The following is a 25,794-nucleotide window of genomic DNA, read 5'->3' as shown; positions in this document are numbered from 1 at the left end:
CCGTTGAAGCATCTCCGGGGGCATGGCACCATGCCGCCATGTCCCCCGGAAAACCGCTCGCCGACAGCCTCGGCAACCCGCTCACCCTCGACGATGCCGCCAGCCTGCCGCTGGTCGACGACTTCGTCATGGGATTCATCTCCAGCGAGGCGCGCGCCGTCAACCTGCTCGCGGCGGCCGATGCCGACACGAGCCCCATCGTGCAGGCCTACTGCGCCACGCTGCACCTGTTCGCCGAATCGCGCGAGGCTGCTGCAAACGCACGACCATTTCTTTCCAAAGCCCGCGCCGGCGCCGCGCGTGCGACGCCGCGCGAACAGCGCTACATCGCGGCCATCGAGGCCTGGGCCGAAGGCGACATTGCTCGCGCGATCGCACTGCATGCCGAACAGGCCCGCGAGCATCCGCGCGACCTGGTGTCGGTCAAGCTGGGCCAATACCACTGCTTCAACACCGGCGATTGCCCCGGCATGCTGAAGCTCGCGCTGGCAGTGCTGCCGCATGCGGCCGACGTGCCCTACGTGCACGGCATGGCGGCCTTCGGCTACGAGCAGTGCCACCTGATGCGCGAGGCCGAGGCGAGCGCACGCCGCGCCATCGCCATGTGCCGCAAAGAGCCGTGGGCGCACCATGCGCTGGCGCACGTGATGCTCACCGAGGGCCGGCTCGCCGAGGGGCTGGCGTTCATGCAGAGCGTGAGCGACACCTGGACCGGCCTCAACTCCTTCATGGTCACGCACAACTGGTGGCACATGGCGCTGTTCCTCATCGACCTGGGCCGCGATGCCGAAGCGCTCGCGGTGTACGACGAGCATGCCTGGGGCGTGGTGAAGGACTACTCGCAGGACCAGATCGGCGCCGTCTCGCTGCTCGCACGGCTGGAGCTCGCGGGCATCGAGGTGGGCGGGCGCTGGGAGGACGTGGCCGGCTACCTGCGGCAGCGCCAGGCCGACCACGTGCTGCCCTTTCTCGACCTGCAGTACCTCTACGGCCTGGCGCGCGCCGGGCGCCCCGAGGCGGAGGTTCTGCTGCGCAACATGGTGGCCTTCGCGCCGAACGCGCCGGCATCGACGCGCGCGGCATGGCAGCGCGTGTGCGTGCCGGCCGCGCACGGACTGGTGGCGCATGCGCGCGGCGATCTCGCGGCAGCCATCGAAGGGCTGGGCACTGCCCTGCCGCGCATGATCGAGATCGGCGGCAGCCACGCGCAGCGCGACCTGTTCGAGCAGGTGTATCTCGATGCGCTGGTGCGCAGCGGCACGGAGGCTTCGCTGTCCGCTGCCCAGGGCATCCTGCAGCAGCAGCTCAATGGCCAGCCCGAGTCGCTGCGCCTGCGCCGGCAGACGGCGGCGGTGTACGAGCGCCTCGGCCTCGGGCAGCTTGCGACGCAAGCCTGAGCGCATCTGCGAGCACTGCCCGGCAGCCCATGCCTTCAGGTCATGGGGCATGGTGCAAAAGGAATTGGCGATGGCCCGGAGGCGGCTCCTAAACTGGCCGCTCCCTATCGACAAGAAGCCTTCAAGGCACCATCGCCCATGCGCAAGTCTCTCGTCACGCTGGCCGTTCTCTCGGCCCTCGCCCCCTTCGCACCCACCCTGCATGCCGCCGACGGAACACCCGTCGCACTCGACCTGCTGCTGCGCGGCGGCACCGTCTACACGGGCGACTCCGACACGCCGGTGGTGGGCGATGTCGGCATCGCAGGCGACCGCATCGTGTTCGCGGGCAAGGCGGCGCCGGCGCAGTTCACGGCAAGGCGCGTCATCGACGCCACGGGCATGGTGGTGGCGCCGGGCTTCATCGACGCCCACACGCATGCGGATGCCGACCTGCACTCGAACGATCCGAAGAAGCGGCTGAACATTCCGTTCATCACGCAGGGAGTGACCACCGCGGTGATCGGCAACGACGGCTTCGGCGGCTTCGACATCGCGGCGCAGGCGCAGAAGCTGCGTGCCGCGCCGGTGGGCACCAACGTGGCCATGTATGTGGGCTTCGGCCCGGTGCGCATGAGCGAGCTGGGCGAGGCCAACCGGGCACCGACGCCCGAGCAGCTCGAGGCGATGAAGAAGCGCGTGAGCCAGGGCATGTGCGAAGGCGCGCTTGGCCTTTCGACCGGGCTCTTCTACACGCCGCAGAACTTCTCGAAAACCGAGGAGGTCATCGAGCTCGCGAAGGTGGCGGCGCGGCACGGCGGCCTGTACGACAGCCACATCCGCGACGAGTCCATGTACAACATCGGCCTGAAGGGCTCCATCGACGAGGTGATCCGCATCGGCCACGAGGCGAAGCTGCCGGTGCATGTGGCGCACATCAAGGCGCTGGGCGTCGACGTGCAGGGCCAGAGCGGCGACATCATCAAGCGCATCGAGAAGGAACGCGCGGGCGGGCTGGACATCACGGCCGACCACTATCCGTGGACCGCGTCGAGCACGCGCTTCTCGGCCGCGCTGCTGCCGCCGTGGGCCAACGAGGGCGGCCGTGCGGCGACGCTGCAGCGCTTCGACGACGCTTCGCAGCAGGAGCGCCTGCGCAAGGACATGCGCGAGAACCTGCGGCTGCGCGGCGGCCCCGAGGCCATCCTGTTCTCGGCGGGCAGCACGAAGTACGTGGGCAAGACGCTGGCCGACGTGGCCAAGGCGTCGAACGCCGATCCGGTGGAAGCCGCCATCGCGGTGCTGCGCGACGGCGACCTGATGATCGCCTCGTTCAACCAGAGCGACGACGACGTGCGCGCCTTCATGAAGCGGCCCTGGGTCATGACCTCGTCCGACTCGTCGCTGGGCCATCCGCGCGCCTACGGCACCTTCGCGCGCAAGTACGACCAGTACGTGGTGAAGGAGCACACGATCTCGCTGGCGCAGTTCATCCGCAGCAGCTCGTCGCTCACGGCCGACACGCTGGGGCTGAAGCAGCGCGGGCACCTGCGCCCTGGCTACTACGCCGACGTGGTGGTGTTCGACCCGGCGCGCTATGCGGCGAAGGCTACCTACACGCAGCCGACGCTGCTGTCGGAAGGCGTGAGCACGGTGCTGGTGAACGGGCAGCTCGCCGTCGACGGCGGCAAACCCACGGGCGTGGGCGCCGGCCAGCCGCTGCTGCGCACACCGAAGGCCGGCAGCTGCGGCTGAGGGGCCTGCCTCAGCCCTTGTCCTTCAGGTGCCGCGTCTGGTCGTAGGTCGGCTGCGGCGGCAGGTCGGCCAGGTGGCGCGTGTCGGCCCATTCGACGATCTCGATGTCGTCGGGCCGCGAGGGGTCGGCGATGCGGATGCGGTTGAAGCCCGCGTTGGGAATGTCGCTGCGGCGCGGCCCGCTCAGGCTCAGGCCCCTGGCGGTGCGCCACACCATGTCGAGCACGCCGCCGTGCGTGACGACGATCAGGTGCCGGCCCCGGTGTTCCGAGGCGATGTTGCCCAGCGCCGCGATGATTCGCGCGTGGAACTCGCGCGGCGTCTCGCCTTCGGGCATGGCGTGGTCTTCGCGGAACTCCAGCCACTCTTCCCAGGCGCGGGGATGCAGGCTCTGGATCTCGTCGGAGCGCATGCCTTCGACCACCCCGAAGAACTGCTCGCGCAGGGCTGCCGACGTGGCCACAGGCAGCGAGAGTTGCTGCGCCCCGGGCGCGGCGGTCTGCTGCGCGCGCATGAGGTCGCTGCTGAAGATGTGCTGCACCGCGGTTTCGCTGGCCAGCCGCAGGCCGAGGCGACGGGCCTGCTCGTGGCCCATGTCGTTGAGCGGCACATCGGCATGCCCCTGGAAGCGGAGTTCGCGGTTCCAGGCGGTCTCGCCGTGGCGGATGAGGATCAGGTCGGTGGTGTTTTCGGGCTTGGGCGTTGGCATTGCCGCCCATTTTCCACCGTGCGCGTGACGCTCAGGTGTTTGTCCCCACTGCCTGTTGCACGACCGCCACCGCGGCATCGACCGCGGGTGCCGCGCCCAGTCGCATCGGCGACGGCGTGAGCAGCGCCAGCACCCAGGCGATCACCACGCCGCCGACGATGGCGCAGACCACCACCACGGCGGTGTACGCGATGGCCTTGTCAGGCGGGCACTTCATGAGCACCGGCAGGCCGGTGTAGAGCAGGTAGATGCCATAGAGCGCCGCCAGGGCTCCCAGCACCGACAGCGAAGGCAGCAGGCTGAACACGCCGCCGACGAAGGCTGCCGTGCTCGCATAGGACGAAAGCTTGAGCGCGCCGATCTGGCTCTTGGTGCCCTCGAAGGTGGGTGCCATCGCGTCGATGATGAGCGCGAGCACGAACACCATCACCAGCGACAGCACATAACCCACGATCATGTTCGCGAGCCCCGAGGCCAGCGGCACGCGAAAGCTCACGCCGAAGGCGCCGATGCCGATGAGCGACAGGCCGATGAAGCTGGCCACCGCGGGAATCAGCGCGAGGATCATCACGTAGTTCTTGTAGAGCGATGCGGCGTCGGCCGGCTCGGCGTCGATCTCGGGCCAGGTGGCCTTCGGCTTGAGCAGGATGGCTTGGACGCGTTCTACAAGATTCATTGCGGGGTTCCTCGGCATGGGCTTTCGAGTATGTCGGCGGCGCCCCGCGATGGCTGCTGGCCATGAGGCCTATGCCATGACCTATGCCGCTGCGCCCACAGCCGCAATCGCGCAGAATCCTTGCCCATGCCCAACCTGATCCTGCTGCCCGGCCTCGCCTGCGACGAGCGCATCTGGGAAGCCCAACTACCCGCCTTTCCCCCGCCTTCGGCGCCCGCGTGAGCGACGTCCAGCGGCACAACGACACCATCGAGGGCATGGCCGCGGCCGTGCTGCGCGACAACGAGGGCCCGCTGGTGCTCTGCGGCGCATCGATGGGCGGCATGGTCGCCATGGAGGCTGCCCGCCAGGCGCCGGGGCGCATCGCCGGCCTGGCGCTGCTGGGCACCAGCGCGCGACCCGAGACGCCCGACATGTTCACGCTGCGCGAGGGCGCCATCGAATACTTCGAACGCGGCGAGCTGCGCGACGTGATCGAGCCGAACGTCTATTTCGCCTTCCATCCCGCGCAGGCGGCCGACGAAGCGCTGGTGCAGCGCTACCTCGACATCGTGCTCGGCGCGGGTGCGCGGCAGCTCATCAGCCAGAACCGCGCCGTGATGCGCCGGCCCGACGCGCGCCTGCATCTCGCTTCGGTGCGCGCGCCGGTGCTGCTGATGTGCGGCAACGAAGACAAGCTCGCGCCCCCCGAATGCACCACCGAAATGGCCGCGCTGCTGCCGCAGGCCGAGGTGGTGTGGGTGCCCGACTGCGGCCACATGCTGACGATGGAGAAGCCCGACATCGTCAACGCCGCGCTCAACCGCTGGCTGGCGAAGAACTTCCCCGCTGCCATCGCCGCCTGAACCTGAACCCTCGCGGTCGCTCAGTGCAGCTGGCCGCCGGTCTCGGCGATGTCGTGCTCCACGGCCAGCGAGGTGCTCACCGCGATGCGCAGCGCCTTGACCATGGTTTCCAGCGACATGCTCGGCGCCCCCGGAAAGCGCGCCGCCTGCTCCGGCAGGTAGGGAATGTGGATGAAGCCGCCGCGCAACCCCGGCACCGGATGCGTCGCGATGCGATGCATCAGCCCGTAGAAGATGTGATTGCAGACGAAAGTGCCCGCGCTGTTCGACACCGAGGCCGGCACCCCGGCCGCGCGCAGCTCGCGCACCATCGCCTTGATCGGCAGCGTCGAGAAATACGCCGCGGGTGCGCCCGGCACCACCGGCACGTCGATGGGCTCCTGCCCCTTGTTGTCGGCCGTGCGCGCGTCGTCGATGTTGATGGCGACGCGCTCCGGCGTGAACTCCGCACGCCCGCCGGCCTGGCCGATGCACAGCACCAGCTGCGGCTGGAGTTCGTCCATCGCTCGCATCAGTGCATCGATGGCCTCACCGAAGACGCACGGCACCAGGCGCGCATGCACCGTCGCGCGGCCCACCTTCCAGCCGTCGAGCGCGCGCACGGCGTCCCATGAGGGGTTGAGCACCTCCTGCTCGAAGGGCTCGAAACCAGTGAGCAGCACGCGCATTGGCGTGGTCGATGAGGGGGAAGGCGGCGGTGGTGCTTTCGGTTTCCTTGGCATGGCGATGTCTTGCAGCACCCCGGAAGGTACTGCAAGACGCCGGCTGGCGCCTCGGCCCTTTCCTTCTCTTTACTTCTTGGGCGCCAGGTCGAGCGGGTTGGCCGGCAGGTCGGTGCGCACGGGTTCGGGCTTCTGGTCGATCTTGCAATCCTGGTCCTTGAAGGGGCCGGCCACTTGCACCCAGTCGGGGCTGATGGGGTTCTGCGAACAGACCGTCTTGCCGCTTTCCCTGTTCTTGAAGATGTAGAAGCCGCCACTGGGCTGGGCCAGTGCCGTGCCGCCCAGCAGCAGAGCGCAGACGGCGAATGCGAAGGCTTGGAGTCTCATGGTCATGGTTTCCGGGGTCATTGGACTACATCGGGGACGGGGTGGCCAGGCTGTTCGCGACGGCGAACACCAGGTTGCGGGCCTGGGCGACGATGGCGTCCCGGTAGCCCTCGAAGGTAGCGTCGGTGATCTTGCCGTCGCTGCCTGCGCCGAAGCGTGTCATGACGGGTGTGTGGATGTGCCCGGCCGGTATCTGGAGTTTGAAGACGTCCCGCAGCAAAGTGTTGCGGTAGGCGCTGGCGTTGGACAGGTAGTTGCCGCCGCCGCCCGTGCTCGCGCAGCTCAGGTCGAAAGGCCCCACCGCGCCCTTGAAGCAGGCGCGCGTCGAGTAGGTGTCGCGGCGCACGACCGGCCAGCCCGTCGTCGGCTTGGCGGGGTTGTCCCAGTTGATGACGCCCGCGCCGGTGTTGGCGTCGATCATCTTCTGGAACGGCAGCGTCGACTCGATGAACTGCGGCGGCGAATTCATCACCCATGGCTTGGAAGCGTAGCCCAGCCAGCGCTCGGGCGGATGAATGTCGCAGTCCAGCGCGGACGGGAACGAACCGCCGTCGGCGCAGGCCGGCCAGACGTTGTCGTTGCCCGGAATGCTCGCCAGGTGGTAGCGGCCGTTGAAGTGCTCCAGATCGAATTCGCCGCTGCCCTGGCTCATGCTGATCGACGCATCGACGCGCTTCGTGCCGGACCTGAACCAGGGCCCCAGCGTGTCTTCCTGCATGCCCTGGATGAACGGCCCGTAGTTGACCGGCAGGATGAAGGTGCGGATCACAGCGGTGCTGCCATCGGCCAGCGTCACGGTGTTGCCGTCCAGCGAAAGAATGGTCGCGCCCGAGGGGTTGCCGATGCGGATGTTCGGGTTGCCATCCACGCCCGGCGTGCCCAGCGTAAAGGGATCGAAGCCGCTCACCAGGATGCGCTTGTACTTCGCACCATCGGGAAAGTCGATGGCGTACTGGCCGCGCGAGGCGCGCTCGAATTCGTTCTGCAGGGCCGCGCGCTGGTCGTCGGTCAGCGGAAAGTCGGGCTTCCACTGGCGCAGCGCCAGCGTCATGGTGAGGCGGGCCCAGTACAGCATGCGGTCGTCGCTCTTTGGCAGCGTGCCCTGCACCTTGCGGCCCTGCACGCGGTCGAGCGCAGCCTGCCAGAGCTTCGTGCCCTCAGTCCTCAGGAGAGCCACGGCCTGGTCGTAGCTGGAAGCGCCCGCCATGCCATTAGTGCACAGCGTGTTGGCGAAATCAGGGCCGAACTTGTCGAAGCCACTGGCCTGAAGCAGCTGCGCCGAGAAGCTCAGCGCGTCGCTGCTGGAGAGCTTGTTGGGCAGCCGCTGTTCTTCGTAGGACGGCTGCACGCTCGTGTCCATGGCGCACTTGGCCTGTATCGACGGAGGTGCTGGAGGCGACGGCGGCGCTGCCGGTGGCTGTGCAGCGGGCGCCGGAGCTGGCGCAGGCGTCGCAGCCGGCGCGGGCGGTGCCGTGGCAACCGAGCCGGCTGCCGCGACCGCCGCGGCAATGGCCGCCAGCGTCGCCGGATCGGCCCCGCCGCCACCTCCCCCGCCCCCACAACTGGCCAGCGCCGCAGCGCAACAAGCGCCGAGCGTGGCGCGCCCCGCCAGCCGCCGGATTGCCGTCGTCCGTTTCATTCTTCGCCTTTCCCTGTGATGTGTGACACGAAATCAGCGGGCCTCCTGGCACGACTCGTGCGGCCGTTCTGGGGAGGGTTCCACCTCTTTGTCTGGATGACGGCTTTATGAAAACATGCGCCCCCGACAGGTGTCGAACGAGTTTTTGTTGAACAAACTGATAACAAAAACTCAACAGACTTGGCAATCAGGGAGAGGATTCACCAATGAACACGCGTTTTCTCGAGACGCTGGTCATGCTCGACCGGCTCAAGAGCTTTCGCCAGACGGCGCAGGTCCTGTGCACCACCCAGGCGGCGGTGTCCAAGCGGATCGAGGCGCTGGAAGAGGAACTGGGCGTCCCGCTCGTCGACCGCTCGCAGCGTGCGTTCAAGCTCACCATCCTCGGAGAGCAGGTGGTGAGCCAGGCCGAGCAGATGCTCACGCTGGAGCGCCAGCTCAAGCTCTCGGTCCACCCCGACGCGCCGCCCTCGGGCCGGGTGCGCATCGGCGTCATCGAGACGGTGGTCCACACCTGGCTGACTCAGCTGATCCAGGCGCTGAGCGAGCGGCTGCCGGCCATCGAGCCCGACATCACGGTCGACACCGCCTACAACCTGCGCGAGCAGTTCCGCCAGCGCAGGTTCGACCTGCTGATCCAGAACGACGACATGACCGAAGCGGCCGGCGATGGCGACACGGCCGTCGCGCCGCTGTGCCGCTTTCCGATGCAGTGGATCGCGCGCCCTGCGATGCTGCCCAAGGAGCGCGACCTGCGGCTCGAAGACCTGGAGCGGGTGCCGGTGCTCACCTTCTCGCGCACCTCGGGGCCGCGGGCGCATGTGCGGGCGCTGTTCGCGGGGCGCCCTGCCGAGCCGCGTGTGTGCAGCTTTCCCTCGGTGCAGTCGATCATCCAGCTGACCAAGGGCGGCTTCGGCGTGGCGGCGATCCCGCCGATCTTCGTGCGCGACGAGCTGGGCGCGGGCTGTCTCGAAGTGCGCGAGGGCCCCATGCTGCCGCCCATGACGATCACCGTGGCCCATCTGCGCGACACCGCGCCGGCCGCGCACGCGGTCAGCAGGCTGACGCGGGACATCGTGGGCGAGTACTGCGCCGAAGCTGGGGAAAGCTGGGTCAGCGACCTGACCGCTGGAAGCCCGGCGTAGCCGGCATCAAGCGCGCACGGCGATGCCCTCGGCCTCCAGCCGTTCGCGGATGCGGCGCGCGAAGGCCAGCGCGTGGGCACCGTCGCCGTGCAGGCAGACGGTCTGCGCATTGACCGGCACGACGCTGCCGTCGATGGCGGTCACGCGGCGGTCGCGCACCAGCGAGAGGGTCTGCGCGAGGGACTGCTCCTCACTCTCGATCAGCGCGCCGGGCTGGCTGCGCGGCACGAGACTGCCGTCGGGCATGTAGCCGCGGTCGGCGAACACTTCCTCCACGGGCTCCAGGCCCGCGCGGCGGGCCGCGTCGATCATGTTGCTGCCCGCCAGGCCGAAGAACTTGAGCGAGGGATCGAAGCGGCGCACGGCCTCGCACAGCGCGTCGGCGAGTTCGGGCTCCTTCACCGCCTGGTTGTAGAGCTGGCCGTGGGCCTTCACGTGGGAGAGCTTGCCGCCCTCGGCCTTCACGATGGCCGCGAGCGCGCCCACCTGGTAGAGCACGTTGGCGACGATCTCCTCGGGCGGCAGGTGCATGGTGCTGCGGCCGAAGTTCTCGCGGTCGGGAAAGCTGGGGTGCGCGCCGATGGCCACGCCGTTGCGCATCGCCCAGCGCACGCACTGCTGCATGGTCTTCGCGTCGCCCGCGTGCCAGCCGCAGGCGATGTTGGCGGAGCTCACCAGCGCGAGCAGCGCTTCGTCGTTGCCGGCGCCTTCGCCGAGGTCGGCATTCAGATCGATTTGCATCGTGGGCTTCCTTTCTCTCGCGATTTCCGGGCAGTCTTTCCGGGCAGTCTATGCCGCGTTCGGCCAGCCCGCAGCGGCAAGGCCTTGCGCCACCTGCGACAGGTAGCGCTGCTGGCCGGCCCACGCGGCCAGCGCCTGCGGCTGGTCGACCTGCACGAGGCGCAGCCTGCCGTTGAGCGGCGCCTGCGCGAGCTTCCAGAGGTCGGCACGGATGACCACGCCGATGCGCGGATAGCCGCCGGTGGTCTGCGCGTCGCCCATCAGGATGATCGGCTGGCCCGAGGGCGGCACCTGGATCGTGCCGGGGATCACGCCCGAGGAGAGCATGTCGCCGCCGCGCTTGCGCTTGAGCTCGGCGCCTTCGAGGCGGCTGCCCATGCGGTTGCTCTGCGGCGTGATGCGCCAGCGCTCGCCCCACAGCTGCTCGCGCGCGGCCAGCGTGAACAGCTCGAACTCGGGGCCGGGCAGCACGCGCAGGGCGATGGCGCCGTCGTCCTCGGCCGGGCCCCAGTCGGGACCGCGGATACCGAAGGGTCGGCGTTCGCGTTGCGCGGCATCGAGCGTCGAAACACCCGTCGCCAAGCGGTCGCCCTTGCGCAGCGGACGGCCTTCGAGGCCGCCGAAGCCGGCCTTGAGATCGGTGCTGCGCGAGCCGAGAACCGGCGGCACGTCGATGCCGCCCGCAACCGCCAGCCAGCTGCGCACGCCGGTCTTCTTCGTGCCGGCGGCGTTGGCGCCCGCGAGCCTGAGCGTCTGGCCGGCCGCGACGGGCACGCTCCAGCAGGGCCAGATCGGCACGCCGTCGAGGCTGGCGCCGAAGTCGTCTCCCGCGAGCGCGATGCGCGTGTCGGTCTCGAACTGCAGCTCGCAGCCGCCCATGGTGAGTTCCAGGCCGGCCGCGCGATCGGCATTGCCCACCAGCCGGTTGGCCAGCGTGAGCGCGAGCACGTCGAGCGCGCCGCCCGGGCAGATGCCGAGCTGGCGATGGCCGTGGCGGCCCAGGTCCTGCACCGAGGCGAGCACGCCGGGTCTGCGAATGGCGATCATGTCTGCACGCTCTCGGCCACGAAGCGCACGCGGTCGCCGGGGCGCAGCAGCGTCGGCGGTTCTGCCGCGGGGTCGAACAGCTCGAGCGGCGTGCGGCCGATCAGTTGCCAGCCGCCCGGCGACACCAGCGGGTAGATGCCGGTCTGCTCGCCGCCGATGCCGACCGAGCGCGCGGGCACCGCGAGGCGCGGTTCGGCACGGCGCGGCGTGGCGAGTTCGGGCGGCAACCCGCCCATGAAGCTGAAGCCGGGCAGGAAGCCCAGCAGGTAGACGACGTACTCCGCAGCGGTGTGGCGCCGCACCACCTCGGCCGGCGTGAAACCGGTATGGGCCGCAACGTCGGCCAGGTCGGGTCCGTGCTCGCCGCCATAGGCCACGGGGATCTCGATCAATCGGCCCTCGACCGCGCCGGCGGACAGCTTCGGCCAGGCTTCGAGCACGCGCGCGGTGAGCGTGTCGAGGTCGATCGCGGTCGGATCGAAGGTGAGCGTGAGGTTGTTCATGCCCGGCAGCGTCTCGCCGACGCCGGGCCACTGCCGCGCATGCTCGGCCAGCGCCCAGATGCGCTGCTGCTGCGCCAGCGTGGCGGGCGCGGGCAGATCGCACAGCAGCGCTGCATCGCCCAGCAGATGCAGACGGGGCAAGGGCAGGTCGTTCACTTCAAGTCGGCCCGCGGTCAAGGCCGGGCTTTTCGCGGGACACCGTGGAACCGGCTCTGCCGGGCCACCGGTGTCGCCCCCGGTGAGGGGGTTGGCGAAGCGACACGAAGTGCGCGCAGCCTGGGGAGAGCTTATTCACGTCCGAGGCTGCGGACTTTTGCAGCGAGCTGCTGCTCCACGTTCGGGGAGACGAACTTGTGGACCTCGCCGCCGAGCATGGCGATCTCGCGCACGAAGGTGCTGGAGATGAACTGGTACTTGTCGCTCGGGGTCAGGAAGACGGTCTCGACGTCGGGCATCAGCGAGCGGTTCATGCCGGCGAGCTGGAACTCGTAGTCGAAGTCGGTCACCGCGCGCAGGCCGCGCACCATGGCCTTGCCGCCGCGCGCAACGACGAAGTCGCGCAGCAGGCCGGAGAAGCTCTCGACGGAAACCTGGTCGCTGTAAGGCTTGACGGCCTCGCGGGCCATGTCCATGCGCTCGGAAAGCGTGAACAGCGCCTTCTTGTGATGGCCCGCCGCGACAGCGACGATCACCTTGGAAAAGAGCTGGGTGGCACGGCGCACCACGTCCTCGTGACCGAGGGTGATGGGGTCGAAAGTGCCGGGATAAACCGCGATGACGTTGCTGGCCATGGTTGCTTCTTCCTCATGCTGCCGGTGCGGCTTGTCCGGCGGATTATGCAGTCCCCTGCGCGGCGGGCCTCAGCAGATGTGCGTGAACGGCGCCGGCCTTGAGATAGCGGAAGGCCGAGAGGCCGAGCGCCGCGAGCTCTTCGTCGCTCCAGCGGCGCGGCGCCTCGAGGTACACCGAGCCCCCGGCCCGCAGCGCGCGCACGGCGGCACGCAAGGCCGGCTCGTAGAGCGCGGTGTTGTCGAAGGGCGGGTCGAGGAACACGACGTCGAGGCTGCCGGCCGGCACGCGTTCGAGCGCGGTGAGGCCGTTGCCGCGCTCGATGCGAACGGTCTCGGCCTCGAGCTTGGCCCTGACGGCCTGCAGCTGGGCGACGAGCGCCGCGTCCTGCTCGCACAGCAGCACACTGGCCGCGCCGCGCGAAGCGGCCTCGAAGCCCAGTGCGCCGGTGCCCGCGAAGGCATCCACGCACTGCCAGCCAGGCAGCTCGCCGCCACCTGCTCCGGCCAGGCTCGCGAGCCAGTTGAAGAGTGTCTCGCGCACGCGGTCGGGCGTGGGGCGCAGGCCGGGCTTGTCGGCCACGGCGAGGCGGGTGCGCTTCCATTCGCCGCCGATGATGCGCACCTCGCTGGGCTTCGACGGGCGCTTCACCGCGGGCTTGGGCTTGCTGCCTGCTGGCGCGGAACGGGATGCTGGGGAGGCTTTCTTCTGGGGCTGGGGCATGCGGCGAGCTTAACGCCGCCACATTCGCCGATCTCTCAAGCCCCGGTGAGCGCACGCCGCGCCAGCATCGCCGCCAGCACGAGCATGGTGCCGCCGACCAGCGCATCGAGCATCTGCCAGGCACGCGGCTTCGCGAACACCGGCGCGAGCAGCCGCGCGCCGAAGCCCAGCGAGGTGAACCACACCACGCTCGCCGTGGTGGCGCCCGCCACGAACCAGACCTTGAGCAGCCCCGCGTACTGCGCGCCCGCGCTGCCCACGAGAAGCACGGTGTCGAGGTACACATGCGGATTCAGCAGCGTGAAGCCAGCGGCCTGCGCCAGCACCGCCGCGCGCGACAGCGACGAAGCGCCCTGCGCCGAAGCCTGCAGCGCCGCGGGCTGCCGCGAACGCCACAGCGCCTTGAGCCCGTAGCCGCACAGGAAAGCGGCCCCCAGCCCCGCGAGCACGGTGGCCAGCATCGGTCGACCCTTCAGCGCCTGTGCCATGCCGGCCACGCCGGCGCCGATCAGCACCGCGTCGCTGGCGGCGCAGAAGAGCACCACCGGGCCGACGTGCTCGCGGCGCAAACCCTGGCGCAGCACATAGGCGTTCTGCGCACCGATGGCGACGATGAGGACCAGGCTCATGAAGAGCCCGTTGGCGAAGGCGGTGGTGACGTGTACGGCTTGCATGCATTCGAGGATGCCGTCCGCACCGGATTAATTCAAACTAAACTTTCTTAAGCAGATTCAGTTTTTCTTCATTCCATCAGGCCCAGCCCATGCTCGACTACGCCGCCCTGAACGCCCTCGCCGCCGTCGTGCGCGAAGGCAGCTTCGAACGCGCCGCCCGCGCGCTGCACGTCACGCCCTCGGCGGTATCGCAGCGCATCAGGCAGCTGGAGGAACGCACCGGCGGGGCGCTGCTGGTGCGCGGCCAGCCCTGCGTCGCGACCGAGGCCGGCCGGCAGCTGTGCCGGCACGTCGAGCGCGTGGGCATGTTGGAGCACGAGCTGCGCGAGGCCCTGCCCGCACTGGGCATGGGTGGCGACGAGGCGGGCAGCGAGCGCGTCACGATCCGCGTGGCGGTCAATGCAGACACGCTCGCGACCTGGTTCATCGCAGCCGCGGCAGCCTTCGCTGCGCATGAGCCGGGCGCGCTGCTCGACCTGACGGTGGACGACCAGGACCACACCGCCGAGCGGCTGCGCAGCGGTGCGGTGCTCGCGGCGGTCACCGCGCTGGCCCAGCCGGTGGCGGGCTGCAACAGCGAGGCGCTGGGCACGACGCACTACGTGGCGGCCGCCAGCCCCGGCTTCGTGCAGGAGCATTTCGCCAAGGGCGTGGGCGCCCGCACGCTGGCGAGCGCGCCCAGCCTCGTGTTCGACCGCAAGGACAGGCTGCAGGCACGCTGGGTGCGGCGCATCTGCCACCGCAATGTCGAGACGCCGAGGCACTGGATTCCCTCGCCCAGCGCCTTCGTCGAAGCGGCGTGCTCGGGAATGGGCTGGGGCATGCACCCGGTCAGCATGGTGGCCGGGGCGCTGAAGGAAGGAAGACTGGTCGAGCTGGTGCCCGACTCGATGCTGCCGGTGCCTCTCTACTGGCAGCACGCGCGCGCGGCGCCCAAGCTGCTGGAGCGGCTCGGCGCCGCAGTGCGCGCGGCCGCCACCAGCGGCCCGCACGCATTGGACTAGGGCTGCGCCTTGGCGGTCTTGGCGTCCTTGGCGCCCACCACCACCGTCACCATGCGCTCTGGCTGCAGCTTGCGCTGGAAGGCGGCCTTCACGTCAGCAGCGGTGACCGCGTTCATCCGCGCGGTCCAGGTGTCGAGGTAGTCGAGCGGCAGGTCGTGCCAGGCGATGTTGGCGACGTTGCCGATCAGCTTGCGGTTGCTGTCGAGCAACAGCGGGAAGCCGCCGATGAGGTTGTCCTTGGCGGCCTTCAGCTCGGCGGCGGTCGGGCCTTCGGCCACGAACTTCGCGAGCACTTCGCGCGACACCTTCACGGCCTCTTCGGCCTGGTCGGGCCGGGTCTGGAAGCCGACGCGGAACGCGCCCGCCTCGAGCCCCGGTGCGAAGCCGCTGTAGATGCTGTAGGTCAGGCCGCGCTTCTCGCGCACCTCGTTCATCAGGCGCGAGACGAAACCGCCGCCGCCCAGCACGTAGTTGCCCAGCGTGAGCGCGAAGTGGTCCGGGTCCTTGCGCGGGTAGCCGGGCTGGCCGATGAGGACATGGGCCTGCGCCGACTCGAAGGCGATGCGCTCGTTCTTCGGCGCGGTCAGCGCCGCCACGGGGGCGACAACCGGCAGCGGCGTGCAGGCCTCGGGGCCGGGCAGGCGCGACAGCAGCGTGGTCGCGATGCTCTCGGCCTCGGCGCGCGAGACGGCGCCGACGATGCTGAGCTTGGCGCGGCACGGCACGATGAGCTGCTGGTAGCGCTGGCGCATGGCGGCGGTGTCGATTCGCGCGAGCGTCTCTTCCGTCACTTCCTGGCCGTAGGGGTGCGTGCCGTACACGTCGGCCGCGAAGGCGCGGCCCGCGACGGTCGCGGGCTTGGTGTTGGCTTCCTTGATGGCGGCGTTGATGCGCTCGCGCTCGCGCTGCCACACGTCGTCGGGGAAGGAAGGCTCGCCGATCTCGCGCGCGGCCAGCGCCACCGCCTTGTTCAGCAGCACCGGATCGGACAGCGAGCGCAGCGAGTAGCTGGTGCGGTCGGTGCCGGCGCTCACGTCGAAGCTGGCGCCCAGATCGGCCCAGGCTTCGCCCAGGGCGTTCTGGTCGAGCGCGGGTTCGCCGCTCTTGCCGGCGCGCACGCCCTTCTCGACCATGGTCGCGGTGACGCTGGCCAGGCCGGCCTGCGGCGCCGGGTCACGGCGGCTGCCGGCGTCGAAGTCGATCTGCGCATCGACGATGGGCAGCGCGTTGGTCGACACCAGATAGATCCTGGCGCCGTTGGCCAGCGTCCATTGCTGGATGGGCAGCGCGGCCTGCGCGCCGGTGATGCCCGCCACGGCGATCGCACCCGCGATCAGGGCGCGCCGCGCGGTCTTGATGAAAGTTTTCTGCATGGGAATCCTGACCTTTCAGCGCATCTCGCCCGCGGGCGCGGCGAAGCCACGGCCACGCGGCTTGGCTTCGGGCGGCAGGGGACGCAGCGTGGCGACGGTGAGCTGGTCGTCGCCGAAGTACTTGGCGGCCACGGCCTGCACCTGGGCGGCCGTGACGGATTGCAGCCGCGCGACGATGCGCTCGCTGGCGTCCAGCGGCAGGCCCTGGATCCAGTTGCTGCCGAGTTCGCGCGCCTGCGCCATCACCGAGTCGCGCTTGTAGGTCTCGCTCGCCACCCACTGGGTCTTGACGCGGGCCAGTTCGGCCTCGCCCACGCCGTCCTTGGCGATGCGCGCGACCTGGGCGCGCAACGCGGCCTCGACCGCTTCGGCGCTCTTGCCGGCGGCCGGCACGCCATCGAGCACGAAGAGTTGCGGGCCACGGCCGACGAAGCCCGAATAGGCGCCGGCCGAATCGGCGACGCGGTCGGGCCCCTGGGTCAGCGCGCGGTCGAGCCGGGCGCCGGCGTAGCCATCGAGCACGGCGGAAAGCACCACCAGCGCCCAGGCGTCGCTGTTCACGTCGTCGATGCTGGCGAGCTGCGGCACGCGGTAGGCCAGCGACACGTAGGCCTGCTCGGCCGGCGCCTTCAGCTCGATGCGGCGGATGCCGCGCTGCGCAGGCTCGATGCGCGGCTTGCGCGCGGGCACGGCGCGCGAGGGGATGCGGCCGTAGTACTTCTCGGCCATGGAGCGCACCTGGGCCACGTCGACGTCGCCGGCCACCACCAGCACGGCGTTGGCGGGCACGTACCACTGCCTGAAGAAGGCGCGCGCGTCCTCGGGCGTCATGGCGTCGAGGTCGCTCATCCAGCCGACCACGGGGCGGTGATAGGGAGAGGCGGTGAAGACTGCCGCGTTCTGCTGCTCGCCGAGCAGGGCGCGCGGCTGGTCTTCGGTGCGCAGGCGGCGCTCTTCCTTGACCACCTCGATCTCGCGCTTGAACTCGTCGTCGGGCCACTGGTTGTTGGCGAAGCGGTCCGATTCGAGCTTCATCACCTGCTCCAGGCTGCCGACCGGGATCTGCTGGTAGTAGCCGGTGTAGTCGCGGGTGGTGAAGGCGTTTTCCTGGCCGCCGAGGGCGGCCACGCGGCGGGAGAACTCGCCGGGCTTGATGTCCTTGGTGCCCTTGAACATCATGTGTTCGAGCGCATGGGCCACGCCGGAGGTGCCGTCGACCTCGTCGATGGAGCCGACGCGGACCCAGACCATCTGCACCGCCGTGGGCGAGCGCCGGTCGGGCTGCACGATCAGCGTCATGCCGTTGGCGAGCGTGAATTGCTGGGGACCGGGAGCCGCGGCGGCAGCTGCGGCGGAAGGCGGGGCGGATTGGGCCTGGGCAGGCACGGCCCATGGCGCCAGGAGCGCCATCGCCAGCACCGCACCAGACGCAGCACGGCGTGGCGGGAGGTGTTTCATAGAATGGCTCGGATTGTAAAAAGCTCCTGATGTTCAGTTTCTTCAAGAAAAAACCGCCTGCCGAGACCCCCGACGCGCCGGTGCCCACCCCGCCGGCCCCGGCGGCGCCTGCTCCGGAACCTGCACCGGCACGCTCGGTGTTCTCCCCCTCGAGCTGGTTCGGCTCGAAGCCGGCGGCGGAAGAAACGCCCGCGCCCTCCCCGGCACCCGCGCCCGTCGCCGCGCCGGCCCCAGTGGCTGCGCCGGCACCTGCTCCCGTCCCGGTTCCGCCGCCTGCCCCGGCCCCAGCTCCTGTTCCTGCACCCGCGCCGGCACCGGTCGCCGTCGCGCCGGTTGCCGAACCCGTCATCGCCACCGAACGCAAGGGCTGGTTCGACAAGCTCAAGACCGGCCTGCGCAAGACCGGCACCGGCATCCAGGCCGTGTTCGTCAACGCGAAGATCGACGAAGAGCTGTACGAAGAACTCGAATCCGCCCTGCTGATGGCCGACACCGGCGTGAAGGCGACCGAATACCTGCTCGACGACCTGCGCGGCCGCGTGAAGCGCCAGATGGCCACCGATGCCTCGCAGGTCAAGGCGCTGCTGGCCGAGACGGTGGCCGACCTGCTGAAACCGCTAGAGAAGCCGCTGGTGATCGGCCAGTTCACGCCCACCGTGATCATGGTGGCCGGCGTCAACGGCGCGGGCAAGACCACCTCCATCGGCAAGCTCACCAAGCACCTGGCCGACGAGGGCGCCTCGGTGCTGCTGGCGGCGGCCGACACCTTCCGGGCGGCCGCGCGCGAGCAGCTGCTGGTCTGGGCCGACCGCAACACCGTCGAGATCGTGAGCCAGGAAGGCGGCGATCCGTCGGCCGTGAGCTTCGACGCGGTGAACGCCGGCAAGGCGCGCGGCAAGGACGTGGTGCTGGTCGACACGGCCGGCCGCCTGCCGACGCAGCTGCACCTGATGGACGAGCTCAAGAAGATCAAGCGCGTCGTCACCAAGGCCGACGGCACCGCGCCGCACGAGGTGCTGCTGGTGATCGACGGCAACACCGGCCAGAACGCGCTGGCGCAGGTCAAGGCTTTCGACGAGACGCTGGGCCTCACGGGCCTGATCGTGACCAAGCTCGACGGCACGGCCAAGGGCGGCGTGCTGTGCGCCATCGCGCGTGAAAGGCCGATTCCGGTCTACTTCATCGGCGTGGGCGAGAAGCTGGAGGACCTCGAGACCTTCGACGCACGCGAGTTCGCGCAGGCCCTGCTCGGTTGATCCGGTCCGCGCCCCGATGAAAAAACGGCCCCGGTTCGCACCGGGGCCGTTTCTCCTTTTTTTCTTGTTCTCTTCCCCCTCGCCGGGTCAGAGACCGAACGGCGATGTCGGCATGCACAGGGCAGGCCCGGTGCAGTTGCTGGCCTTGTAGTAGTAGTTGCGCGACTGCGAGTTCACGATCATCGGGCCGATGAGCGCGAAGCCGTCTGCACCCACGGCGTTCGACTGCTCCAGGTCCGCTTCCAGCGTGTCCTTCGGAACCAGGGCCTGGTAGGTGAAGGTGCTCGACTGCGAAAGATCTTTCGCGAAGATGTTCCCGAAGCTGTAGGGCCCGCGGAAACGGAAACCACGGGCGCCGGCCTCGGTGAACTGCGCCAGCGTCGCGTCGACATCGGCGGCGTCGTCCTTCACTTCATAGGCGAAGGTGGAATTGCCGACCGAGCTCTTCTCGAACACCGCGACCACCGCAGGGCCGAACGCATAGGCCGGCGCGGTATTGAAGTAGCCCTCCGCGCCCTGCGCGTTGCCGAGCGTGATGAAGTCCGACCTGGTGCTGGGCGCAGCCTGGGTGCGGTAGGTGTAGGTGGCGTCGGTGCCGCTGTCCTTGCGGTAGATCATCACTGCCACGTTGTTCACGCTGCTCACGCCGGCCCAGCGGAAACCGCGCGCGCCGGCCTCGTTGGCCTGGACCAGGAAGGCGTCCGCGTCCGCCGGAGTGGCCTTCGTCTCGTAGACATAGGTGATGCTGCCGGTCTTGTAATAGACGTTGGCACCGACACCGGATTGGGCCGCCGTCAGCGGGCCGAGGAACCCGAAGCCCTTCGCACCTTCGGTATTGAGGTCGTTCAGGAAAGCCGCGCCATCCGCCGGATACGGCACCTGCTCGTACAGGAATGTGCTGGGAGCCGGCGCGGGCGCTGGCGCGGGCGCTGGCGCTGGGGGCTCCGCAGGCGGCGGAGCGGGAGCGGGGGAGGGGGTGCGGGCGGGAGAACGCCAATTGGCGCAAAGCTGTTGCCATCGTTGCCGCCGCCACCGCAAGCCGCCAGGGCAAGCGTCGCAGCAACTGCGGCCGCTACCGCCGCGAGTCTGAACTTCATTGGGGAAAAACCTCCGGAATCCATGTGTTGTGAGCCCACTAACGAGGGAGTCGGACGGGAGTCCGAAGCGCCAGTGGACCGCTAAGTTAAAGCGCCGCAGCGGCATCCAACAGTGCCAAAAGTCATGACATCTGGCGACTACAGAACATATCGGCACCGAAAGTAGTACCAATAGACTCAAACTCCGATAACTAGCGAGCTGTCACGAGTTCCGCCATCGCCAGCAGCAGCGAATCAGCCACCACCGGTTTGAACAGCACTGGCACGCCTGACTCGCGCACCCGCAGCAGCCGGTCCGGCGAGGTTTCGCCCGTAATGAGCAACAACGGCGTAGCCGTCGTGCCCTGGGTCGCGCACTGGCTCAGGCGCAGGCCCGCATCGAGCCCGTCGGCACCGTCGGCCAGGCGGTAGTCGCACAGCAGCAGATCGAACGGACGGCCCTCGGAGGCCGCATGCCTCAGCGCCTTCGCGGCGCCCTCCTCGCTGTAGACGGCGTGCGCGTCGATGGCATGGGAGCGCAGCAGCCCCACCATCGCCTCGCGAATTTCCTGCTCGTCGTCGAGCAGCAGCACGCGCCCGGGCAACGCCAGCGCTGAACTGCCAGGCTGCCGCGCTGATGCTGCCCCGGCAGGAGAAGCCGATGCGGCCGATGCCCGCTCCGGCGCGCTCGCGATGGGCACCACCACGCGGAAATGCGTGCCGCGCCCCGGCCGCGAATGCATCTGCACCGGATGCCCCAGCAGCCGTGACAGCCGCTGCACGATCGACAGGCCGATGCCCAGCCCCCGCGAGCGGTCGCGGCCCGGATTGTTGATCTGATAGAACTCCTCGAAGATCCGGCCCGACTGCTCGGGCGCGATGCCGATGCCGGTGTCGCGCACCTCGATCCACACCGCCTCGCCGCGCTCGCGCGCGGTGACGGTCACGCCGCCGCGCATCGTGTACTTGAGCGCGTTGTCCATCAGGTTCGACAGCATGCGGTGCAGCAGTTGCGGGTCGCTGTGCACCCACAGGCCGCTGGCGCGCACGCGCAGCTGCAGCTCCTTGTGTTCGGCGCGTGCCGCGAAGGTGTGGTTGAGCGGCAGGAACAGCGCGTCGAGCTGCACCGGCTGCGGCGCAGGCGTGATGACGCCGGCGTCCAGGCGCGAGATGTCGAGCATGGTGTCGAGCGAGGCGCCCAGCGCGTTCACCGCGCGCATCAGGCGCTCGGCGTTGCGGCCTTCGGGGCGGTCGCGCAGTTCGTTCTCCAGCGCGGCGCCGAAGAGCGCGATGGCGTGCAGCGGCTGACGCAGGTCGTGGCTGGCGGTGCCGAGGAAGCGCGTTTTCTCCTCGCTCGCGCGCTCGGTGGCGGCGATCTGCTCGCCGAGCCGCGCGGCCAGCGCCTCGTTCTCGAAGCGCAGCATCAGCGACTCGGTCAGCAGCTTGTGCTGGCCGATGCCCGCGTACAGCGTGAGCAGCAGGTATGCAGCGCCGGCCGCCGCCAGGAACAGGTGCAGCCCGTCGCCCTGCCAGGCCAGCGCGGTGATCATGCCCAGCGACATCGGCATGGTGTAGCCGAAGAGCGCCGGCTTCAGCGGCCACAGCGACTGCGCCGCCCGCGCGCAGCTGCCGACGATCACCGCCATCAGCAGCGAGGTCATCGGCAGGTTGTTGTGCGGCACGATGAGCCAGGGCACCACTGCCGTGACCATGCTCACCAGCGTGACCATGCGGGAGATCTTGCGCGCCCAATAGGCGCTCTCCCGGACCGGCCGCGACGGGGTCCAGCGCGGCGTGAAGAAGACGTAGATGTCGGCCATCAGCAGGCCGGCGAGCCAGAACAGCAGGCTCGGGTCTTTCAGTTGCGAATAGATGATGCTGCCGAACACGACCACGAAGGCCATGTGCGTGAGCGTCGAGACGCCGTAGGTGCTGTAGACCGAGGCGACGTGCTCGCGCAGCACCCGCTGGCCGAGCGCGTGATCGGCGGTCGGGGCGGTCGGCGCGGCGGGCTGCACGCTCAATGCAGGGTGCTGATCAGCTGGGCACGCGAGCGCATGCCGAAGAGCAGCAGGATGGTCGAGACATGGTTCTTCACCGTGCCTTCGCTCAGGTTCGCGAGCTGGGCGATTTCCTTGTTGGCCTTGCCTTCGAGCACCCACTGCAGCACCTGCATCTGCCGGGGCGTTAGCTCCTGCCAGGCGCTGGCGTGTGCGAACTCGGCATAGCCGCTGAGCGCCTTGCCGGGCATGGCCGGGGCCACCGCCGGTTGCTGCTGCTGCGTGGCGTCGGGGCTGCCGTCGAGCAGGCCGCAGGCGCGGATGAAGCTCACGACCTCCTTCAAGTCGGCCGACTTCGGCAGGAAGGCGGCCGCGCCCAGCGCGAGCACGCCCTGCGCAAGGGTGCTGTTGCCGGTGCCGGAGAGCACGACGATCCGCGCCTCGGGAAAGCGCATCCGGAACTCGGCCAGGCCGCTCAGGCCGTGGGTGTCGGGAAGCGCCAGGTCGAGCAGCACCAGCCCGATGGAAGCCTGGTGGGCTTCGTACAGCCGGAGCGCATCGGCGACGTTGCTGGCCTCGAAGACTTCGATGCTCGCGCCGGAAGGGCTGGCCTGGGCCTGGACCAGCGCACACACACCCAGGCGCAGCAGGTCGTGGTCGTCCACGACGAGGATCGCCCGGGGTGCGCGAGCGGCCGTACCGGTCTCCGCGGCCGGCGACTGTGAAGCGGGTGGGGAGTCGAAGGGAGGCACTTGCCGATCTTAGCGATGTAACCTTCTTGTGACAGTGTAGAAAGTCACGGCAACAAGCGTGGCTGTAGTGCTTTATGCTACTTATTTGATAGCATTTTCACATCGCATGCGCGCTTGCCATCGGGCTTCTCTGTGGGCACTATCGAAAGTCTCGCCGCATCGCACGGCGCCCACGGAGACCAGCCATGACGCACACCGCCGCCGCCCCTCTCGAAGCTAGCGACCGCAAGGTCGACCGCCTGCTCGCCCACTATGAGGAGAGCCACCGCAATCCGACCAACGAGCTGATCCACTTCGTGGCCATCCCGGCCATCATGCTGAGCATCGTCGGCCTGCTTTTCGCGATCCACCCGTGGGTGGCCTACGCCTTCGTGGCCGCCAGCCTCGTCTACTACGTCATGCTGCGAGCCCCGGCCTTCCTCGTGGCCATGCTCGTGCTGACCGCGCTGGCCCTGGTGCTGGTGCATGCGATGGGAGGCCTTGTATTGCCGGTTTCCGCCGCTATCTTTGTAGTGGCCTGGATCTTCCAGTTCGTGGGCCACAAGATCGAAGGCAAGAAGCCGTCGTTCTTCGAAGACATCCAATATCTCTGGGTCGGTCCCCTGTTCGTGTTGTCCAAGCTCTTCCTAAGACTGGGCATCCGCTGGTAGCCATTGGCTATTTCGGCGATAGAAATTCAAGGGAACCCTTGGATTAGCACTCCCTCTAACCGAGTGCTAATATGGCCAACACAAAGGAGTTCCCCCTGATGACAACGCTGTCTGGAGTCTCTGCCAACCAGCTGGCCGTCGCCAACCCTTGGTCAATGGTTCCCCCGCTGGGCAACCTGGACGCCTACATTTCGGCCGCCAACCGCCTGCCCATGCTCACGCTCGAAGAAGAGCAAGGCTACGCACGCAAGCTGCGCGACCACAACGATCTCGAAGCCGCCGGCGCGCTCGTGCTGTCGCACCTGCGCCTCGTGGTCTCCATTTCCCGCCAGTACCTGGGCTACGGGCTGCCGCACGGCGACCTGATCCAGGAAGGCAACGTCGGTCTCATGAAGGCCGTGAAGCGCTTCGACCCCGACCAGGGCGTTCGGCTCGTGAGCTACGCCATGCACTGGATCAAGGCCGAGATTCACGAGTACATCCTGAAGAACTGGCGCATGGTCAAGGTCGCGACGACCAAGGCCCAGCGCAAGCTGTTCTTCAACCTGCGCTCGATGAAGCAGGGCTTCAAGGCCGACTCGGCCGCTGCCGACAACGGCACGCACCGCGAAACGCTGAGCCCCGACGAGGTCTCGCAGATGGCGAACCGCCTGAACGTGAAGCCCGAGGAAGTGCTCGAGATGGAAACGCGCCTCTCGGGCGGCGACGTGATGCTCGACCCGGGCCCGACGGACGACGGCGACGAGGCCTTCGGCCCGATCGCCTACCTGGCCGACGCCTCGCAGGAACCGACCGCCCTGCTCGAATCGCAGCAGCGCGACCGCCTGTCGAGCGACGGCATCGCGACCGCGCTCGAGGCGCTGGACGACCGCAGCCGCCGCATCGTGGAAGAGCGCTGGCTCAAGGTCAACGACGACGGCTCGGGCGGCATGACGCTGCACGACCTGGCTGCCGTGTACGGTGTGAGCGCCGAGCGCATCCGCCAGATCGAGGTGGCGGCCATGAAGAAGATGAAGAAGGCCCTCGCGGACTACGCGTAAGCCCCTTTCACCTTCCCCAAGAACGAAGCCCGGCAATGCCGGGCTTTTTTCATTGCTTGGACAGCGTTCGCATCGCCCGTTTCGCGATGTAGCGGGTTTCAGCCGTTTCCGACTCCGCCGACCACCGCTCACAAAGGCCGTCGACCCACTCGGGCTGGCTCTTGCTCGCATCGTTGAGCCAGTTCGCCACCGAGTTCTGCACATAGCGGCTGGTATCGGCGCGCAGCGGTTCGATCAACGGCAGCGCACGCCAGGGCTCGGCCTTGAGCGCTTCGATCTGCGCGCACCACACACCGCGCGGCCGCGTGAGCTCGCTGGCAAAGCGGCGGATGTTGGGGTCGGCATCGAGCACCCAGGGTTGCAGCAACACGACCGCTTCGTCGAGCGATCCGATCACCGCGTCGCGCACCGCCATCCAGGCGATCTCGCGCACGCCGAAATGCGAGTCGGCGGCGAAGCGGCGCACCGACTTCAGCTGCGCCGCCAACGGCAGGCCCGAGAGCGTGACCCACTGCGCCGCCCAGCAGCGCGCGACGTCGCTCGCGTGCGTGGCCAGCCGGTGCGCGACGGCATCGCGTTCGCCGTGAAGCGCAGTCAGGTCATAGAGCGCACGCGCAATGTGCCCATGCCGCTGCATCGGCTTGAAGGCTCCGAGCATCGCGATGGTGTCGGCCAGCCGCTCGCTCTGCGCGTCGAGCCCGACATGCCCCGCCACGCTGCGCGCCAGACGGGGTAGCTCCAGCGCCAGGAATTCGTTGAGATTGACGGTCTCGATCAGGCCGTCGTTGAGGGCATCCAGCACCTCGGGCGGGATCAGCGCGATACGGAAGGCGCCCTTGCGCCCTTTCAGATGCCCGAGCGGATCGGTGGGGGCCATCGGATGGCGGCCCTTCTCAGGAAGCCAGCAGCGTCTTCAGGTCGGCCACCATCGGCGCCACGCCCGCGCCATAGCGCGCGTAGAGCCGCAGCCGGCCCTGCGTGTCGTAGACGTAGCTGGCGGCCGAGTGGTCCATCGAATAGCTGGTCGGCGTCTTGCCGTCGACCTTCTTGTAGTAGACCTTGTAGTCCTTGGCGACCGCGGCCAGCTCGTCGGCCGTGGGGATCAGCGCAACGAAGCTCGGATCGAACGCGCCCATGTAGGCCTTGAGCACCTCGGCCGTATCGCGCGCCGGGTCGACCGTGACGAACAGCACCTGCAGCTTGTCGCCGTCCTTGCCGAGCTGCTGCTTGACCTGCGCCATCTCGGTCATGGTGGTCGGGCAGACGTCGGGGCACTGCGCGTAGCCAAAGAACAGCACGACCACCTTGCCCTTGAAGTCGGCCAGAGTGCGGACCTTGCCGTCGGCGTCCTTCAGCGAGAAGTCCTTGGCGTAGTCGGCACCGGTGATGTCGACCGCGGTGAAGCTCTGCTTGGTCTCGCTGCAGGCTGAGAGGCCCAGTCCGAGTGCGGCGCTGACGCCCACCCAGCCGGCGCCGGCGGCCATCAGTCGTAGAGCGTTGCGCTTGTTCATTGA

General features: G+C 68.8%; 26 protein-coding genes. 8 read left to right on the top strand and 18 right to left on the bottom strand.

Translation table 11 applies throughout. The annotated features are described in order from the left end of the window. Positions 1-38: 38 nt before the first annotated feature. Together AC1VNX_RS07135 and AC1VNX_RS07130 are read left to right on the top strand one after the other, a co-directional pair. Complete coding sequence (locus AC1VNX_RS07135) at positions 39-1,397, top strand: tetratricopeptide repeat protein (protein WP_483156078.1); 1,359 nt, start codon at positions 39-41, stop codon at positions 1,395-1,397. Between the two features lie 138 nt (positions 1,398-1,535). Beyond that, positions 1,536-3,131, top strand: a complete 1,596-nt coding sequence (locus tag AC1VNX_RS07130) for an N-acyl-D-amino-acid deacylase family protein (protein WP_483156077.1) — start codon at positions 1,536-1,538, stop codon at positions 3,129-3,131. 10 nt (positions 3,132-3,141) lie between these two features. Here AC1VNX_RS07130 and AC1VNX_RS07125 read toward each other — a convergent pair whose 3' ends face one another. Together AC1VNX_RS07125 and AC1VNX_RS07120 are read right to left on the bottom strand one after the other, a co-directional pair. Continuing rightward, positions 3,142-3,840 (bottom strand): histidine phosphatase family protein, encoded by a 699-nt coding sequence (locus tag AC1VNX_RS07125; RefSeq protein WP_483156076.1) that lies wholly within the window; start codon positions 3,838-3,840, stop codon positions 3,142-3,144. A 31-nt stretch (positions 3,841-3,871) separates the two neighbouring features. After that, positions 3,872-4,516 (bottom strand): Yip1 family protein, encoded by a 645-nt coding sequence (locus AC1VNX_RS07120; RefSeq protein ID WP_483156075.1) that lies wholly within the window; start codon positions 4,514-4,516, stop codon positions 3,872-3,874. 218 nt (positions 4,517-4,734) lie between these two features. Here AC1VNX_RS07120 and AC1VNX_RS07115 point away from each other — a divergent pair, with 218 nt between their 5' ends. Beyond that, positions 4,735-5,361, top strand: coding sequence for an alpha/beta fold hydrolase (locus AC1VNX_RS07115; RefSeq protein ID WP_483156074.1), 627 nt, complete (start codon positions 4,735-4,737; stop codon positions 5,359-5,361). 20 nt (positions 5,362-5,381) lie between these two features. Here the strand turns inward: AC1VNX_RS07115 and pcp are convergent, their stop codons facing one another. The 3 genes from pcp to AC1VNX_RS07100 all read right to left on the bottom strand — a co-directional run bounded on the left by pcp (position 5,382) and on the right by AC1VNX_RS07100 (position 8,049). Next, on the bottom strand, positions 5,382-6,029 hold the full coding sequence (gene pcp / locus AC1VNX_RS07110; protein WP_483156073.1) for a pyroglutamyl-peptidase I: 648 nt from the start codon (positions 6,027-6,029) through the stop codon (positions 5,382-5,384). 123 nt (positions 6,030-6,152) lie between these two features. Then, complete coding sequence (locus AC1VNX_RS07105; RefSeq protein WP_483156072.1) at positions 6,153-6,416, bottom strand: hypothetical protein; 264 nt, start codon at positions 6,414-6,416, stop codon at positions 6,153-6,155. Positions 6,417-6,435: 19 nt separating this feature from the next. After that, positions 6,436-8,049: a hypothetical protein gene (locus AC1VNX_RS07100; RefSeq protein WP_483156071.1), complete on the bottom strand. Its 1,614-nt coding sequence runs from the start codon at positions 8,047-8,049 to the stop codon at positions 6,436-6,438. Between the two features lie 206 nt (positions 8,050-8,255). On the opposite strand from AC1VNX_RS07100, the gene AC1VNX_RS07095 reads away from it, so the two are divergent. After that, entirely contained in the window at positions 8,256-9,194 is a 939-nt protein-coding gene (locus tag AC1VNX_RS07095; RefSeq protein ID WP_483156070.1) for a LysR family transcriptional regulator, read from the top strand. Positions 9,195-9,200: 6 nt separating this feature from the next. Here AC1VNX_RS07095 and pxpA read toward each other — a convergent pair whose 3' ends face one another. From pxpA to AC1VNX_RS07065, 6 genes are all read right to left on the bottom strand, one after another. Beyond that, a complete protein-coding gene (gene pxpA / locus AC1VNX_RS07090) occupies positions 9,201-9,935 on the bottom strand; it encodes a 5-oxoprolinase subunit PxpA (RefSeq protein ID WP_483156069.1) in 735 nt (244 codons plus the stop codon). 48 nt (positions 9,936-9,983) lie between these two features. Further along, entirely contained in the window at positions 9,984-10,982 is a 999-nt protein-coding gene (locus AC1VNX_RS07085; protein ID WP_483156068.1) for a 5-oxoprolinase subunit C family protein, read from the bottom strand. Further along, positions 10,979-11,626 carry a 5-oxoprolinase subunit PxpB gene (pxpB, locus tag AC1VNX_RS07080; protein WP_483156067.1) on the bottom strand — a complete coding sequence of 216 codons (648 nt, stop codon included), beginning with the start codon at positions 11,624-11,626 and terminating at the stop codon, positions 10,979-10,981. The genes AC1VNX_RS07085 and pxpB overlap by 4 nt, the downstream gene beginning before the upstream one ends. Positions 11,627-11,772: 146 nt before the next feature. Beyond that, positions 11,773-12,276: a pantetheine-phosphate adenylyltransferase gene (gene coaD, locus AC1VNX_RS07075; protein ID WP_126025542.1), complete on the bottom strand. Its 504-nt coding sequence runs from the start codon at positions 12,274-12,276 to the stop codon at positions 11,773-11,775. A 43-nt stretch (positions 12,277-12,319) separates the two neighbouring features. Continuing rightward, entirely contained in the window at positions 12,320-12,997 is a 678-nt protein-coding gene (locus AC1VNX_RS07070) for an RsmD family RNA methyltransferase (RefSeq protein WP_483156066.1), read from the bottom strand. Positions 12,998-13,032: 35 nt separating this feature from the next. Further along, positions 13,033-13,671 (bottom strand): LysE/ArgO family amino acid transporter, encoded by a 639-nt coding sequence (locus AC1VNX_RS07065; protein WP_483156065.1) that lies wholly within the window; start codon positions 13,669-13,671, stop codon positions 13,033-13,035. An 89-nt stretch (positions 13,672-13,760) separates the two neighbouring features. Between AC1VNX_RS07065 and AC1VNX_RS07060 the strand changes: the two genes are divergently transcribed. Beyond that, entirely contained in the window at positions 13,761-14,675 is a 915-nt protein-coding gene (locus AC1VNX_RS07060) for a LysR family transcriptional regulator ArgP (protein ID WP_483156064.1), read from the top strand. Here the strand turns inward: AC1VNX_RS07060 and AC1VNX_RS07055 are convergent. Together AC1VNX_RS07055 and AC1VNX_RS07050 are read right to left on the bottom strand one after the other, a co-directional pair. Further along, the gene (locus tag AC1VNX_RS07055; protein ID WP_483156063.1) at positions 14,672-16,048 is read right to left on the bottom strand and encodes a M16 family metallopeptidase; all 1,377 of its coding nucleotides are present in this window, start codon (positions 16,046-16,048) and stop codon (positions 14,672-14,674) included. The genes AC1VNX_RS07060 and AC1VNX_RS07055 overlap by 4 nt on opposite strands. 15 nt (positions 16,049-16,063) lie before the next feature. Continuing rightward, a complete protein-coding gene (locus tag AC1VNX_RS07050) occupies positions 16,064-17,458 on the bottom strand; it encodes a M16 family metallopeptidase (protein ID WP_483161895.1) in 1,395 nt (464 codons plus the stop codon). A 77-nt stretch (positions 17,459-17,535) separates the two neighbouring features. On the opposite strand from AC1VNX_RS07050, the gene ftsY reads away from it, so the two are divergent. Further along, positions 17,536-18,762: a signal recognition particle-docking protein FtsY gene (gene ftsY, locus AC1VNX_RS07045; protein WP_483156062.1), complete on the top strand. Its 1,227-nt coding sequence runs from the start codon at positions 17,536-17,538 to the stop codon at positions 18,760-18,762. 87 nt (positions 18,763-18,849) lie between these two features. On the opposite strand, the gene AC1VNX_RS07040 is transcribed toward ftsY, so the two are convergent. The 3 genes from AC1VNX_RS07040 to AC1VNX_RS07030 all read right to left on the bottom strand — a co-directional run bounded on the left by AC1VNX_RS07040 (position 18,850) and on the right by AC1VNX_RS07030 (position 22,590). Then, positions 18,850-19,641: a hypothetical protein gene (locus AC1VNX_RS07040; RefSeq protein ID WP_483156061.1), complete on the bottom strand. Its 792-nt coding sequence runs from the start codon at positions 19,639-19,641 to the stop codon at positions 18,850-18,852. Between the two features lie 409 nt (positions 19,642-20,050). Then, the gene (locus tag AC1VNX_RS07035) at positions 20,051-21,862 is read right to left on the bottom strand and encodes an ATP-binding response regulator (RefSeq protein ID WP_483156060.1); all 1,812 of its coding nucleotides are present in this window, start codon (positions 21,860-21,862) and stop codon (positions 20,051-20,053) included. After that, positions 21,859-22,590 (bottom strand): response regulator transcription factor, encoded by a 732-nt coding sequence (locus AC1VNX_RS07030; protein ID WP_483156059.1) that lies wholly within the window; start codon positions 22,588-22,590, stop codon positions 21,859-21,861. Before AC1VNX_RS07030 ends, AC1VNX_RS07035 begins: the two co-directional genes overlap by 4 nt. 185 nt (positions 22,591-22,775) lie before the next feature. Here AC1VNX_RS07030 and AC1VNX_RS07025 point away from each other — a divergent pair, with 185 nt between their 5' ends. Continuing rightward, positions 22,776-23,240, top strand: coding sequence for an Mpo1 family 2-hydroxy fatty acid dioxygenase (locus tag AC1VNX_RS07025; protein WP_483156058.1), 465 nt, complete (start codon positions 22,776-22,778; stop codon positions 23,238-23,240). Positions 23,241-23,338: 98 nt separating this feature from the next. Further along, entirely contained in the window at positions 23,339-24,280 is a 942-nt protein-coding gene (gene rpoH / locus AC1VNX_RS07020) for an RNA polymerase sigma factor RpoH (RefSeq protein ID WP_483156057.1), read from the top strand. 49 nt (positions 24,281-24,329) lie between these two features. On the opposite strand, the gene AC1VNX_RS07015 is transcribed toward rpoH, so the two are convergent. Together AC1VNX_RS07015 and AC1VNX_RS07010 are read right to left on the bottom strand one after the other, a co-directional pair. Continuing rightward, positions 24,330-25,157 (bottom strand): DNA alkylation repair protein, encoded by an 828-nt coding sequence (locus AC1VNX_RS07015; protein WP_483156056.1) that lies wholly within the window; start codon positions 25,155-25,157, stop codon positions 24,330-24,332. Positions 25,158-25,173: 16 nt separating this feature from the next. Then, positions 25,174-25,791, bottom strand: a complete 618-nt coding sequence (locus AC1VNX_RS07010; protein WP_483156055.1) for an SCO family protein — start codon at positions 25,789-25,791, stop codon at positions 25,174-25,176. Positions 25,792-25,794: the final 3 nt, after the last annotated feature.

The sequence above is a fragment of the Variovorax sp. TLI9-5A genome (assembly GCF_056867935.1).
This window is presented reverse-complemented; position numbering and strand designations above follow the sequence as displayed.